The organism is Pseudomonas sp. MWU12-3088, from assembly GCF_023242405.1.
In the GTDB taxonomy this organism is placed as follows: domain Bacteria; phylum Pseudomonadota; class Gammaproteobacteria; order Pseudomonadales; family Pseudomonadaceae; genus Aquipseudomonas; species Aquipseudomonas kribbensis.
Window position 1 is genome coordinate 104,940 of sequence record NZ_JALJEA010000013.1, and the last position, 13,396, is coordinate 118,335.

Here is a 13,396-nt window from a genome sequence, read left to right on the forward strand (position 1 = left end):
CATGAAATATGCACTGTTTGACGAGAATTCGAACTTGCAAACCTGCCTGATTGAAGGGGTTCACCCGATCCCCGCGTCAGCAGTCAAAGTCGATGAAAAGCTGTTTATCAGGTTGACCCAGGAAGCCGATGGTATCTGGCGTCGAGTAGGCGATGAAATTGTCAAAACGCCTTTCCCGCAAGTGACCCCTGACTATGCGCAACGGGTCGCCGACGAGCGCTATGAGCGGGAGGGTGCGGTCGTTTCCGTGGAAGGTCTCACGGTTTCAACCTCGCGTGACAGCGCGGGGATGATCTATGGCGCTGGCATCTCGGCGATCCTCGATCCTGATTACCGCTGCAACTTCAAAACGCTCGAAGGTTTCGTCGAGATAGGCGCGCAGCAGATTCTCGCGATTGCCAAAGCTGTCAGGGCGCACGTGCAGGCTTGTTTCGACCGCGAACTGGAGTTGCTCCAGGCAATCGAGGACGGCACTTACTCCGATGAAATGCTCAAGGAAGGCTGGCCTGATTCCATGCCGGCTACGCCACCCTCCGAGCCTTAATAAAACGCCCCGCACCCCGGGGCGTTTTATTGTCCCCAAACAAACACTCAACACCCGCCAAGCCCCTCCCCACGAGGGGCTTTCCCGTTTATGGAGAAACGAAAAATGGCAACCCGCCAAACCTACACCGTGCTTGTTCCATTCCCCACCGGCGGTGGGCACTGGTCGAGTGTCGGCCAGGAACTCGATCTGCTCGATGTCGAGGCCAGTGCGTTGCACGGCGCCGGTCGACTGGAGCTGAAAACACCTACCACCAAGGCCGTGAAGGCCGCTGCCAAGAAGGCTGACTGAATATGGCTGAGGTTCTGAACTTCGAGCACAACGGCATTACCGTCAATGCCACCGAATCCCCCGAGGCCATGGGTGGCCTGGGTGACAACGTCATCGGTCTGGTCGGCACCGCGCCGAAAGCCGATCCGCTGATTCCGCGCAACGCACCGTTTCGCATCAACAGCTTCACCACCCACGCGCTGCTCGATCCGACCGGCTCGGAAGAGGGCACCCTGTACCACGCCGTTTACCAGATCCTCAAAGTGGTCAAGGTGCCGGTGTACGTGGTGATCGTCGAAGCGGGCGCGACCCCGGCCGACACCGTCAATGCAGTGATCGGCGGCATTGAGCCTGCCACCGGTCGCAAGCTCGGTCTGGCGGCACTGGGCAGCGTCCCGGAAGACCTGACCATCATCGGCGCGCCGGGCTTCACCGGCACCAAGGCAGTGGCCAGCGAGTTCGCCTCGTTCGGCAAGCGCATCAAGGCCCGCGTGGTGCTGGACGGCAAGGACGCTTCGGTCGCTGACCAGGTGACTTACAGCCAGGAACTGGGCGGCGCCGACCTCGGTTTCGACCGTTGCCTGGTGGTGCACAACATGCCCGCCGTGTACTCGAAAGCGGCGAAGAAAAACGTCTTCCTCGCACCATCCAGCCTGGCAATCGCCGCGCTGGCCAAGGTCAAGCAATGGGAAAGCCCGGGCAACCAGGTGACCTACGCCGAAGACGTGTCGCGAGTCGTTGAGTACAACATCCTCGACACCTCCACCGAAGGCGATCTGCTCAACCGCTACGGCGTCAGCTACTACGCCCGTACCGTGCTGGGCGGCTTCTCGCTGCTGGGCAACCGCTCGATCACCGGCAAGTTCATCAGCTACGTCGGTCTGGAAGACGCCATCAGCCGCAAGCTGGTGAAGGCCGGTCAGAAGGCCATGGCCAAGAACCTGACCAAGTCGTTCATGGATCAGGAAGTCAAACGCATCAACGACTGGCTGCAGACCCTGGTCGCCGACGAAACCATTCCCGGCGGCAGCGTTTATCTGCACCCGGAACTCAACAGCGTCGAGAAGTACAAGAACGGCACCTGGTACGTGGTCATCGACTACGGCCGCTACGCGCCGAACGAACACATGGTTTATCAACTCAACGCCCGCGATGAAATCATCGAGCAGTTCCTGGAGGACGTTCTCTAATGTTTACCAACCGCGTAAGACAGGCCATCGCGGCCACCCTGCAAGGCCTGCCGCTGTCGGCGACCGTGGAGGAATTCACTCCGCCGAAGATCGATTTCGACATGGAAAGCATGACGGGCGGGCGCTTCATCGTCGAGGAAATGGCCAAGAGCGCCAAGCCGCTCAATGCCACGCTCAAGCTGCAAGGCACCGGCGCTGAAGTGCTGCTGGCGATGGGCGTGAAACTGGGCGACGACATCCTGCTGAACGTGCGTGAAGCCGGTCAGGATCAGGACGGCAACACCTGGTTCACCTATCACACCATTGGCGGCAAGCTCAAAACCCTGGGTGAAGAAGCAATCAAAATGGGTAGCAAAGCCCTGACGACTCTTGAGTTCTCCTGCCGCACCTACAACCGTCTGGAAAACGGCATCCCGGTGATCGACATCGACGTGCGCACCCAGAAGTTCGTGCTCAACGGCGTCGACATCCTCGGTGATGCCCGTCGTGCGGTGCTGATGCCGTAAGCCTCGGCTAAAGGCAATCACAAAACCCTGTGGGAGCGGCGGTGCGCCGCTTCCACAAGGGACTGCAACACCCCTCAAGAATCACCAAGGAATTCCTTTCATGTCGTGGATGCCACCCAAGCATGACCTGCTGTCGCCGATCACTGGCGACGACGGCTCGCAGATCGAATCGATCCAGCTCAAGCCCCTGTTCTACGCCGCCCAGAAAGAAGCGCTGGAACGCGCCGGCGATGACGAAGACGATCAGTTCTTCGAACTGGCGCTGCTGGCCACCGGGCTGTCGGTCAAGGAACTCGACCAGCTCAAGCGCCCGGACTACGTGACGATCGCGCAATACGTGCACGAGATGTCGACCCGTCCGGCGTCGTACTTTCTCGACCAGGTCGAAGACGCGGAAAAGTCCGACGATCCCGACCAGGTGCAACTGCTGCAACCGCTCGCCGTGACCGGCCGCACCGTGACCTCGCTGAACCTGGAAATGCCGGCGCTGCGGGCCACCAAAGTGATGAAAAAACTGAAAACGGCCAAGGAACGCGCCGAGTTCATCACCGCCCATTGCACCGGCCTGATGATCCCCGATCTGGCCCTGATGAGCGTCCCGGACTGGACGCAATTGCAGGTGCGCATCGACGATTTTTTAAACCAGCCGGCGGCCTTCTTTCAGAACGCGACATCGAAGTAATCCTCGATATCGTGCCGCTCATTTACCCGGTAAGTGAGGCGGAAATTCTGGAGTGGGACGCCGAAAAGGCGTTGCGCCGCTACGACATAGCGATCACTCGCCTTGGCGTGAAACAGGAGTAGAGCGGCATGGCAGACGGTAGCTATTCGCTGACATTCACCGAGGTCGACCAACAAGCCCGGGCGTTGAACACGGCCAGTAAAATGGCCAGCCTGATGTCCCCCGCATCGAGCATGCAGGGCGCCGATTCAGCATCGGCCAATATTGTGTCGGACTTGAGTCTTTCAGGCGCCTTCGCAGGCCTGGGTCTGGCACTGGCGGATTCCACCGCCGAGCTTCGCCGATTGACGAGCGAACAGGTTCAGCTCAGAGATGTGTTGAGCACGATCCACGGTGTGCTGGTATCGCAGCGCTCATTGCAACAAGCCATGAATGATCGACAGGCGCAGCCCGGCCCTGTTGCCGGTACGGGGGCTGGAGTGCCCTCAGCGAATCCTGACAAGGATCCGCTGAAGGATCTTCGGCCCGCCATCAACTTTGATATCGCGATGGCAAAGCTGGAAACGGTCGTCGGGTTCAAAGGCGATGAACGTCGAACATTTGGCATTGCGCTGGAGCAAATGGCCACCGAGTCGAAGGTGGCTGCCGGTGGCAGCACCATGCTTGATCTTGCAGGTGTCGGTTACACCGCTGTCAAGGCCGGGGTCGGCAATGATCATGTAAATGACAAAGGCGAACTGGATAACGGCGCCAGACAAAAAGATGTGCTGGAGTTCACCCGAGACACGGGCGTCACGGCGACAGCGTTTGGAATGAAGGCTGCAGATACGGCCGATCTATTGATCGGCTGGCGCACTTCGATGAGTCTCAATCGCGCGCAAACCCTCGATCTCGCCGATGCAACCAGCCTGCTCGGAAGCCGGTTGAGTGCCTCGGAGGCTGACATCGGCTCGATTCTCAGCAACTACGGTGCTTCTGCAAAAGGTGCCGGGATGACTCCCGAGCAGGCAGCGGCGTTTTCTGCGGCGTTGCTCAATGCGGGTGTCAACCGGGCGGATGCCGGTGTGGCCTTCGAGAAAATCTCCACGACGCTGGCGCTGGGAGACAAAGCTTCGCCCAGTCAACGAGCCGCAATCGTTGACCTGAAGCTGAACCCTCAAGCGCTTGCCGGGCAGATGAAAGTGGATGCCCCGGGCGCCATTCTCAAAGTGCTGGAGGCGTTGAAGAAACAATCGCCTGATCGGCAGTCCGAGTTGGCCATGACGCTGTTTTCGGTCGACCAGCCCGTGATCAAAATGCTGCAGAACACCGGGGATGTGAAACGCTCCTTCGATCTGGTGGCTGATAAAAAACAGTACGCCAGTTCCGAGCTTGGCGAAGGCGCCAGTGCGGTCAATGAGACTGCCCGTATTCAATCGCAGACATCGCAAGCGCACATCAACGGTTTCAATGCGCAAAAGGATCGCCTCTATACCTCCGCAGGCGATACGGTGTTGCCATCCTTCAATGCTGTTGCCGACACCGCAGCCAAGGCAGCCGGTGGTTTGAGCGGGCTGGCGGAACAGTATCCAACACTCACGGCGGCGCTGGTCCTGAGTATTGCCGGGATCAGGTCCATTGCACCGCTGGGCAAGATGTACGCCGGTGCTGCGGGCTGGGTGAAGGATACCGTTGGCACGCTACAGGGGGCGTACGGCAAAGCGGTCAGCGTAGCCGGCAGTATCCGAACGGGAGCCGGCACCCTGGCCGGCAGTATCAGAACGGGAGTTGGCACCCTGGCCACCAGGACCGAGCCGCTGAGAGCAGCGGCTGCCAGCCGGATCGGTTACATGAGATCCGCTGCCGGCCGCAGCATGATCAGTCGAGGTGCCCGATTCGGTCGGATCGCAGGTCCCCTGGCCATGCCTCTGACGATGCTCGAGGCCGGTATGAAAGTCGTCGAAGGCGTGGCCGAGAACGATACAAAAAAAGTCGCCGGAGGCGTAGGCATGGCGGCGGGAGGCCTGGCTGGCGGATATGCCGGCGCGAGCATCGGCGCCACGATCGGTACCTTCATCCTTCCCGGCGTCGGTACGCTGATTGGCGGTGCCCTGGGTGGTGCCATCGGGAGTTTTTACGGCAGTCAGGAAGGAGAGGCGCTGGGTGAAAAGCTTGCGACACCGGCCCCTGACAAGTTGGCACCCCCTGCAGAAGTCAGCGCAGGCCTGAGCAGTGTGCAAGCACAAAATCAATCCAGCGCGAATGTCACCTACGCCCCGGCGTTCCACTTCAGCGGCGGCGATCTGGCCAGCGTTGAAAAGGTGAGTGCCATGGTCGCGCAGGTCATGCAGACGCACTTCACCTCAGACTTCACACCGTTGATGAGTACCAATCCCCTCGGCACACGCCGTGACGCAGCCCTGACTGATGGAGTCGCCTGATGAAACAACAAATGGCACTGGGCAGTTTCATCTTTGGCCTGTCCCGCGGTTTTGCCTACAGCAGTTTTCTGCGCAAGTCCGACGGCGGCTGGACAGAACTGCAGATTCTCACCAGCAAACCCAAGTCCCACCAGACGGGGCAGAAGCCCGAAACCCTGACCATCACCGGCAAATCAATGTACGCGGTGGCCATGGATCGGCTGGATGAGCTGCGGGCACTGCAAGCCCTTCGCGTACCGCTGCCACTGATTGATGGTATCGGCCGAAACTGGGGACTGTGGCGAATCACCACGGTTCAGGAAACCCAGACCTGCATCATCGATGATGGTACGGCGATGGTGGTCGACTGGACCCTTGAGTTGGCGGAGTTCAACAATGCGTAAGGTACGAAGCGTGGCCGGTGATTCGGTGAATCTGCTGCTGTACCGCGAAACCGGTCGCAGCGATGACAGCGCCGAAGAAGCCCTGTGGATACTCAACCCGACCCTGGCCGAACACGGCCCGATTCTGTCGGCGGGTGTCTGGGTGACACTCCCGGAACTCGATAGCAGACCCGCCGCGATCAAACCGGTCCTGGCCTGGGATTAAGGAGGCAGCATGGCACAGGGATTTACGCCGGCGATCGAAATCTACGGCGCCAACAAGGACCTGCTGAACCAGCGCCTGATCAGTTGGGAGCACATCGATGCCGCCGGGATGGAGTCCGATCAACTGACGCTGGTGCTCGACCTGGAAGGCCTTGAAGGCTTGCCGACCCTGGGCGGAATCATCGGCCTGCGGGTGGGGTATCTGGAGACCGGGCTGGTCGAAAAAGGCCAGTTCCGGGTGACTCGATTGACACCGACGCTGTTCCCGCTGCGTCTGACGCTGGTCGCGACCGCCGCGCCTTTCAGCGGCAAGGACGAAACCCGATTCAAGGAACGGCGCACGGCCAGCCATGGCCCCACGACGCTTGGCGGGCTGTTTCGCAAACTGGTCGAGCCGCACGGATTCTCGCCGCGCGTCGATCCCGAACTGGCGCTGATCAGGATCGCTCATGTCGACCAGTCGAACGAAACCGACATGGGTTTCATCACGCGACTGGCGAAAAAGTACGACGCGGTGGCCAAACCGTTCAACGACCTCTACGTGCTGGCGAAACGGGCGCAGCTCAAAACCCTGTCGGGTCAGGTGATTCCGAATGTCAGGCTGTCGGTGACCCACAACAATCGGCCGGGCGATCACGCCTTCATCAGCGCCACGCTGGAAGAGACCGCCCGCACCCAGAATCAGGGTTGCAAGACCAGCTTCTGGGACGATGCTCTTGGCAAGCTGCGGGAGGTGATCACCGGTTCCGAGCCCTACAAGGTCATTCGCCAGAAACTGGCCAATGAGGAAGAAGCCAAAACTATCGGCGAAGCCGAAGTGCGCAAGATGCTGCGCGAGAAATACAAGTTGAAGGTCACCTGCCCGGGCGATCCGCTGCTGGTGGCCGAGGGCTTGTTGGTGCTGGATGACACCTGGCCTGACTTCATGCGCGGTCGCTGGTCGATTGAAAAAGTCACGGCCAGTGGCAAGCGCGAAGAAAGCTATCGCTGCCTGATCGAAGCGACCGGCCGGGATCCCGAGGCAAAAGCCAAGGACTGATCCATCCGGCCTCACCGCCACACACACCTCTGTGACCACTCACAATACCTGGAACGCTCCCCATGAAGATCTCCCCGATCCTCACGCAGCTGCGTGCGCAATGCCCAAGCCTTGCCGGCCATATCGCGACAGGTGTCGACCTGGCGCTGCTGCAAGGCAACCCGAATCTGCCGACCCCGTCGGCCCACGTTTTACCGCTGGCCGACCTGGCCAGTGCCAGCACCGCACAGAACTCCGCCAGCCAGCCGATCCGCGACCGCTTCGAAATCATCCTGGTGCTCGACGCCACGGATGCCACAAAAGCGCTGGATCTGTTGCACGACCTGCGCGCTGAAGTGTGGCGTGCGCTGGTGGGTTTCAAACCCGGTTCCGACTACAGCGCCATCGTTTATGACGGCGGCGAAACGGTCTCGATCAACAGCAGCCGCGCGTTCTACCGGCTGCGCTTTTTTGCCGAGTTCCAGCTGGGCCGCAATCTGCCAAGTCAGCCTGCGGAGAGTTGGCACGAACGCGAACTGGACGGTTTGTCGTCCTTTACCGGGGTCACCGTGCGGGTCGATGCGATCGACCCGGCCGACCCCAACCTGAAACACCCCGGCCCTGACGGGCGCGTGGAAATGACTTTCTCTGGAGACGTAACCCCATGAGCAACCGCATCACCGTAGTGCCGGCCGCCGGCCGTGCCGTGCCGGACCCGGAAGCAGGCGACCTGCTGCCACTGGAAGGCCGTGAAGTGCTGGACAGCGCCTGGTGGCGCCGGCGTCTGGCCGACGGCGATATCACCCTCAAAACCGCAACAGCTAAACAAAAGGGAGCCAAATAATGGCGATCGGATTCAGCAACATTCCTGCGGACATTCGTGTACCGCTGTTCTATGCCGAAATGGACAACTCGGCCGCCAATAGCGCGTCCTCGTCCATGCGCCGGCTGATCGTGGCGCAGGTCAACGACAACATCGCCCCGAGCGAAGTCGGCAAACTGGTGCTGGTTTCCAGCGTGGCACTGGCCAAGAGCATTGGCGGCCAGGGTTCGATGCTGGCGTCCATGTACGAGACCTTCCGCAAGGCCGACCCGACCGGCGAGATCTGGTGCCTGCCGCTGCACAACGCCACCGGCGCCATCGCCAAAGGCGTGCTGACCCTGACCGGCACCGCGACTCAGGCTGGCATTCTCAACCTGTATGTCGGCGGCGTCCGTGTGCAGGCCACCGTGGTCAACGGTGCCACCGCTGCTCAGGCGGCCACCGCCCTGGCACAGAAAATCAATGCCACCGCCGATCTGCCGGTGAGCGCTGCGGCTGCCGAAGGTGTTGTAACCCTGAACGCCAAATGGACCGGCGAGAGCGGCAACGACATCAGCCTGCAATTCAACCGCCTGGGCAAGAGCAACGGCGAAGAAACCCCGGCTGGCCTGACCACCGCCATCACCGCCATGACCGGCGGCGTCGGTGTACCGGATCAAGTGGCGGCCGTTGCCGCACTGGGTGACGAGCCGTTCGAATTCATCGCGCTGCCATGGTCCGACCTGGCCACCCTCAACACCTGGCAAGCGGTGATGGACGACAGCACCGGTCGCTGGTCCTGGGCCAAGCAACTGTTCGGTCACGTCTACAGCGCCAAGCGCGGCACCGTCGGCACTCTGGTGGCAGCCGGTCAGGCGCGCAACGACCAGCACATGACCATTCAGGCGCTGGAGCCGGGCGTTCCGCAACCGGTGTGGGTACAAGCCGCTGCACTGGCTGCGCGTACTTCGGTGTTCATCTCCGCCGATGCCAGCCGTCCGACCCAGAGCGGCAGCCTGCCTGGCGTCGATCCGGCTCCGGCCAGCGAGCGCTTCACCCTGACCGAGCGTCAGTCGCTGCTCAACTACGGCATCGCCACCGCGTACTACGAAGGCGGTTACGTGCGCATCCAGCGCTCAATCACCACCTACCAGAAGAACGCTTACGGCCAGGCCGACAACTCGTACCTGGACAGCGAAACCATGCACCAGTCGGCGTTCATCGTGCGTCGTCTGCAAAGCGTGATCACCAGCAAGTACGGTCGCCACAAACTGGCTTCCGACGGCACCCGTTTCGGCGCCGGCCAGCCGATCGTCACTCCGGCGACCATTCGCGGCGAGCTGATCGCCCAGTACGCCAAGCTCGAACTGGAAGGCCACGTGGAAAACGCCGAGCTGTTCGCCGAGCACCTGATCGTCGAGCGCGACGTGCAGGACCCGAGCCGCGTGAACGTGCTGTTCCCGCCGGATTACATCAACGGTCTGCGCGTGTTCGCACTGCTCAACCAGTTCCGTCTGCAGTACGACGACGTCGCCTGATCGGCCCGTTTGAATCTGTGAATCCAGCCCACCTCGCGTGGGCTTTTTATTTGAAGGGAGTAACACCATGGGTCAACTGATTGCAGGCACCTGCTACGTCAAGGTCGACGGTGCACAACTGACCATCAACGGCGGCTGCGAAGCCCCGCTGATGGCCGTCAAACGCGAAACCGTCGTGCCGGGTTTCTACAAGGAAACCGACATCGCGCCATCGTTCAAGGTGACCGCGCTGCACACCGCCGACTTCCCGCTGAAGAAGCTGATCGAAGGCACCGACATCACCGTCACCTGCGAATTCAGCAACGGCAAAGTCTACGTGCTGGCCGGTGCCTACCTGGTTGAAGAGCCAGTCTCCAAGGGCGATGACGCCACCATCGAACTGAAATTCGAAGGCATCAAGGGGACCTGGCAATGAGCGGCGCCGTGAAGCTTCAAGTTGCGATCGAAGCTCACGGCGAGCCCCTGACCGAACTCGTCCTGCGCCGTCCGACGGTGCAGGAGGTGCGAGCGATCAAGGCGCTGCCGTACAAGATCGACAAGAGCGAAGAGGTCAGCCTCGACATGGACGTGGCGGCCAAATACATCGCCGTGTGCGCCGGCATTCCGCCGTCGTCGGTCAACCAGCTGGACCTGGCTGACCTCAACGCGCTGAGCTGGGCCGTTGCGAGTTTTTTCATGAGTGCGGCGTCGGAGCCATCACCGACCTGATTTCGGTCGCCTATGACCTGGCCTGGTTCTGGAAGGTTGACCCCGAACAGATGATGGCCAGGCCACTGGATGTGCTTCGCGAATCGCTGGAGCACGCGCAACGGATCAATGCGATGCAGCAGGTGCAGTGATGGCAGACGAAGAAAAGAAAGAGAAAACCTCGGTGCTGCTGACGGGCATCGATGAACTGTCGCCCAAGCTCGGTGCCCTGCGAGTAAAGGTCGAGAGCTTCAAGAAAAACCTCGAACAGACCGGCCTCGGCAAACTGGACATCAGCGGTCTGTTCAAGGGCGGCAGCGTGATTACACCGTTCGTGGACGGCATCAAATCGGCTGCGGCGTTTCAGGGCAAACTGAGCGAAGTCAGCGAGACGGCAAAAACCGTCGATCTGCCGGAAACACCGAAAGCCGCCGCGCAGAACATGAACGTGTTCAGCGCGTCGATGGAAAAGGTCTCCGCTGCGGTAGACGCCGCACTGGTGCCGGCGGTGGGCGCCTTGGTGGTGGGGCTGGAGCCGATGCTGACCCAGGTCGGCAGCCTGCTGGCCGATAACCCGAAACTGGTCGAAGGGCTGGCGGCGGGGGCGATTGCGTTCTCCGCCATGCAAACCGCCGTCACCGGTATGACCCAGGTGATGGACGTCATGAGCATGGTGCTCAAGACCAACCCGATCATGCTGATCGCCATGGGCATTGCCGTGGCGGCCGGACTGATCGTGGCCAACTGGACACCGATATCCGCGTTCTTCACCGGAATGTGGGAGGGCGTGAAAAATGCCGGGGCCAGTGCAATGGCGACGTTGCGCTCGGTACTCGACTGGCGACCGCTGGAAACGCTGGCAGCGCTGTGGGAACCGGTCACGGGTTTCTTCTCGGGTATCTGGGACAAGGTCAAAGCGGTCACGGCGCCGGTGATCGACTTCTTCAAGTCGGTTTTCTCGTGGTCGCCCGCGGGCCTGATCCTGGAAAACTGGGGGCCGTTGACCGGTCTGTTTTCGGCGATCTGGGAATTGCTCAAGGCCTTGAGTGTGCCGGTGATGTCGTTCCTCAAGGGGCTGTTCGACTGGACGCCGCTGGGCATGATCATCAACAACTGGGGTGCGATCACCGGTTTCTTCGCCTCGATCTGGGTCGCGCTGCAACCGGCGGCGCAAGCCATCAAGGATTTTTTCGGCACGCTGTTCGACTATTCCCCGTTGGGGATGCTCGTCAACAACTGGGGCAGCGTCGTGACCTTTTTCGAACCGGTCTGGGCCGCGCTGCAAACGTCGGCACAAACGATCAAAAGCTTCTTCCAGAGCCTGTTCGAATGGTCGCCGCTGGAGCAGATCGCGCAGTACTGGCAGCCGATCAGCGAAGTGTTTTCGGCGCTGTGGGGCGTGGTGCAGGCGCTGGCCGCACCGGTGCTGGAGTTCCTGCACAACATGTTCGAATGGACACCGTTGGGGCAGATCATCAAGAACTGGGGACCGATCACCGAATGGTTCGGCGAGCTGTGGCAAAAGCTGCAAACCGTCATCGCCCCGATCAAGGAATTGTTCGACGGCGGTTTCGCCGGGCTGATCGCCAGGGTCACCGGCAAGGTCGAAACCTTGACCGAAGCGCAACGCCAGACCAATGCCGAAGGCAAGGGCGAACTGGCGCCGGCCTTCTTCGGTACCAGCCCGAAAGCCGAGGGTGGTAGTGCGTTGCAGGGCGGCTCGTTGCCGCAATCCTCTGGCGCACTGATCCAGCAAAGCGCCGCCAACAACCGCACGCAACTCGAGGGCGGCCTGACGGTGCGTTTCGAAAACGCGCCGGCGGGGCTGCGCACCGATCAACCGCAAACCAATCAACCGGGGCTGGCGCTCAGTTCGCGCATCGGCTATCGCTCGCTATCGGCAGGAGGTTCCAATGAACTGGCGTGACCGTTTGTTGCCGGCATCCTTTCGCGGTGTCGGCTTCTGGATCGACCAGGCGAAAACCCCGGTCGGTCGCAAGGGACAGTTGCACGAATACCCGCAACGGGACCTGCCGTTTTTCGAGGACCTCGGCCAGCAGGCCAAGACCCACGATCTGACGGCGTTCATCATCGGTGCCGATTGCCTGGAGCAGCGCGACAAGCTGCTCCAGGTCCTGGAGCAGGGTAGCGGCGAGCTGGTGCATCCGTGGCTGGGACGCTTGCAGGTCAAGGTCGGCGAGTGCGACATGACCCACACCCGCCAGGACGGCGGGATGGTGACCTTCACCCTGAAGTTCTACCCGGACCGGCCACTGCCGTTTCCGACGGCGACGGTCAGCACGCAAAAAGTCCTTTTGATCAAGGCCGACGGTTTGCTCGGGTCGGCGGTGGCGCGTTTCGAACAGGCGATGACCCTGATCAAGGCGGCGCGGATCGGCATCGCCAATCTGCGCAACAGCCTCACCGGCGTGTATGACGTGATCAAGGAGCAGCTCAAACCGCTGATCGCGCAGTACAAGCAGATCACCGAACTGGTCAGGGCCGTCAAGGAACTGCCCAAGGAAGTGGCGGCGGAGTTCAAGGGCTTGCTCGGCGATATCAAAGAGCTGAAGGAATTCGCGAAGGAGGGCTACCGTGGCGTGATTGCCGACGTGTCCCAACAGATCGAAGCCATCCGCAAGGCCGACGCCCCGAAAATCACCACCGGCAAGGACACCACGGCTGCGGCGCAGGCCCTGGCCAATCTGGTGCAGGACACCCTTATCGTCAAAGCGGCGCAATGGGTAGCCTCGATGCCGGTGGCCTCGACGCCGGTGAAACTGTCGTCGACACCTTCGCTGGACCAGCAATCGAAACAGCCGGTCAGCCGTCAGGAAGTGCCGGTCACCGACGATCTGCAAGCGTTGCAAAAAGAGCTGATCGACGCGCTGCAAAAGGCCCAGGACAAAGCCGATCCCGCGCACTACCAGGCTATTGCCGATGTGAAGGAAGCGCTGATCGCGCACCTCAAGGCTGTGGCTTCGTCCGGTGTGCGGCTGGTCAGCAAAACCTTCCAGGAAACCTTTCCGGCAGTGGTCGTGGCTTACAAGCAGTTTGGCGATGCCACCCGTGTGACCGAGGTCATTCAGCGCAACGGCCTGTCTCATCCAGGGTATTCACCCAACGAAGTGAAAGTCTCCGGGGAGTGAGCC

The 13,396-nt window shown here is 61.0% G+C and carries 16 protein-coding genes; all 16 read left to right on the forward strand.

The annotated features are described in order from the left end of the window. Position 1: 1 nt before the first annotated feature. A complete protein-coding gene (locus tag M5B98_RS25225; RefSeq protein ID WP_248744318.1) occupies positions 2-544 on the forward strand; it encodes a DUF4376 domain-containing protein in 543 nt (180 codons plus the stop codon). A gap of 105 nt (positions 545-649) precedes the next feature. Further along, the gene (locus M5B98_RS25230) at positions 650-835 is read left to right on the forward strand and encodes a hypothetical protein (protein WP_248744319.1); all 186 of its coding nucleotides are present in this window, start codon (positions 650-652) and stop codon (positions 833-835) included. 2 nt (positions 836-837) lie between these two features. Beyond that, complete coding sequence (locus tag M5B98_RS25235) at positions 838-2,004, forward strand: phage tail protein (RefSeq protein WP_065259222.1); 1,167 nt, start codon at positions 838-840, stop codon at positions 2,002-2,004. Continuing rightward, a complete protein-coding gene (locus M5B98_RS25240; protein WP_248744320.1) occupies positions 2,004-2,510 on the forward strand; it encodes a phage major tail tube protein in 507 nt (168 codons plus the stop codon). The genes M5B98_RS25235 and M5B98_RS25240 overlap by 1 nt, the downstream gene beginning before the upstream one ends. 100 nt (positions 2,511-2,610) lie before the next feature. After that, a complete protein-coding gene (locus M5B98_RS25245; RefSeq protein ID WP_248744321.1) occupies positions 2,611-3,192 on the forward strand; it encodes a phage tail assembly protein in 582 nt (193 codons plus the stop codon). A 128-nt stretch (positions 3,193-3,320) separates the two neighbouring features. After that, the gene (locus M5B98_RS25250) at positions 3,321-5,612 is read left to right on the forward strand and encodes a phage tail tape measure protein (protein WP_248744322.1); all 2,292 of its coding nucleotides are present in this window, start codon (positions 3,321-3,323) and stop codon (positions 5,610-5,612) included. After that, positions 5,612-5,995: a phage tail protein gene (locus tag M5B98_RS25255; protein ID WP_114881662.1), complete on the forward strand. Its 384-nt coding sequence runs from the start codon at positions 5,612-5,614 to the stop codon at positions 5,993-5,995. Before M5B98_RS25250 ends, M5B98_RS25255 begins: the two co-directional genes overlap by 1 nt. After that, entirely contained in the window at positions 5,988-6,200 is a 213-nt protein-coding gene (locus M5B98_RS25260) for a tail protein X (protein ID WP_248744323.1), read from the forward strand. The genes M5B98_RS25255 and M5B98_RS25260 overlap by 8 nt, the downstream gene beginning before the upstream one ends. Before the next feature lie 9 nt (positions 6,201-6,209). Next, on the forward strand, positions 6,210-7,238 hold the full coding sequence (locus M5B98_RS25265) for a phage late control D family protein (protein WP_248744324.1): 1,029 nt from the start codon (positions 6,210-6,212) through the stop codon (positions 7,236-7,238). Positions 7,239-7,300: 62 nt separating this feature from the next. Beyond that, the gene (locus M5B98_RS25270; protein WP_102621403.1) at positions 7,301-7,885 is read left to right on the forward strand and encodes a hypothetical protein; all 585 of its coding nucleotides are present in this window, start codon (positions 7,301-7,303) and stop codon (positions 7,883-7,885) included. After that, entirely contained in the window at positions 7,882-8,061 is a 180-nt protein-coding gene (locus M5B98_RS25275; RefSeq protein WP_007954893.1) for a DUF2635 domain-containing protein, read from the forward strand. The genes M5B98_RS25270 and M5B98_RS25275 overlap by 4 nt, the downstream gene beginning before the upstream one ends. Further along, positions 8,061-9,557, forward strand: coding sequence for a phage tail sheath subtilisin-like domain-containing protein (locus M5B98_RS25280; RefSeq protein ID WP_248744325.1), 1,497 nt, complete (start codon positions 8,061-8,063; stop codon positions 9,555-9,557). The genes M5B98_RS25275 and M5B98_RS25280 overlap by 1 nt, the downstream gene beginning before the upstream one ends. A gap of 67 nt (positions 9,558-9,624) precedes the next feature. Next, a complete protein-coding gene (locus M5B98_RS25285) occupies positions 9,625-9,972 on the forward strand; it encodes a phage tail tube protein (protein ID WP_007908779.1) in 348 nt (115 codons plus the stop codon). Next, the gene (locus M5B98_RS25290) at positions 9,969-10,265 is read left to right on the forward strand and encodes a phage tail assembly protein (RefSeq protein ID WP_003222226.1); all 297 of its coding nucleotides are present in this window, start codon (positions 9,969-9,971) and stop codon (positions 10,263-10,265) included. The genes M5B98_RS25285 and M5B98_RS25290 overlap by 4 nt, the downstream gene beginning before the upstream one ends. A 130-nt stretch (positions 10,266-10,395) precedes the next feature. Further along, positions 10,396-12,171: a phage tail protein gene (locus M5B98_RS25295; RefSeq protein WP_248744326.1), complete on the forward strand. Its 1,776-nt coding sequence runs from the start codon at positions 10,396-10,398 to the stop codon at positions 12,169-12,171. Continuing rightward, entirely contained in the window at positions 12,158-13,393 is a 1,236-nt protein-coding gene (locus M5B98_RS25300; protein WP_248744327.1) for a DNA circularization protein, read from the forward strand. The genes M5B98_RS25295 and M5B98_RS25300 overlap by 14 nt, the downstream gene beginning before the upstream one ends. Positions 13,394-13,396 lie beyond the last annotated feature (3 nt).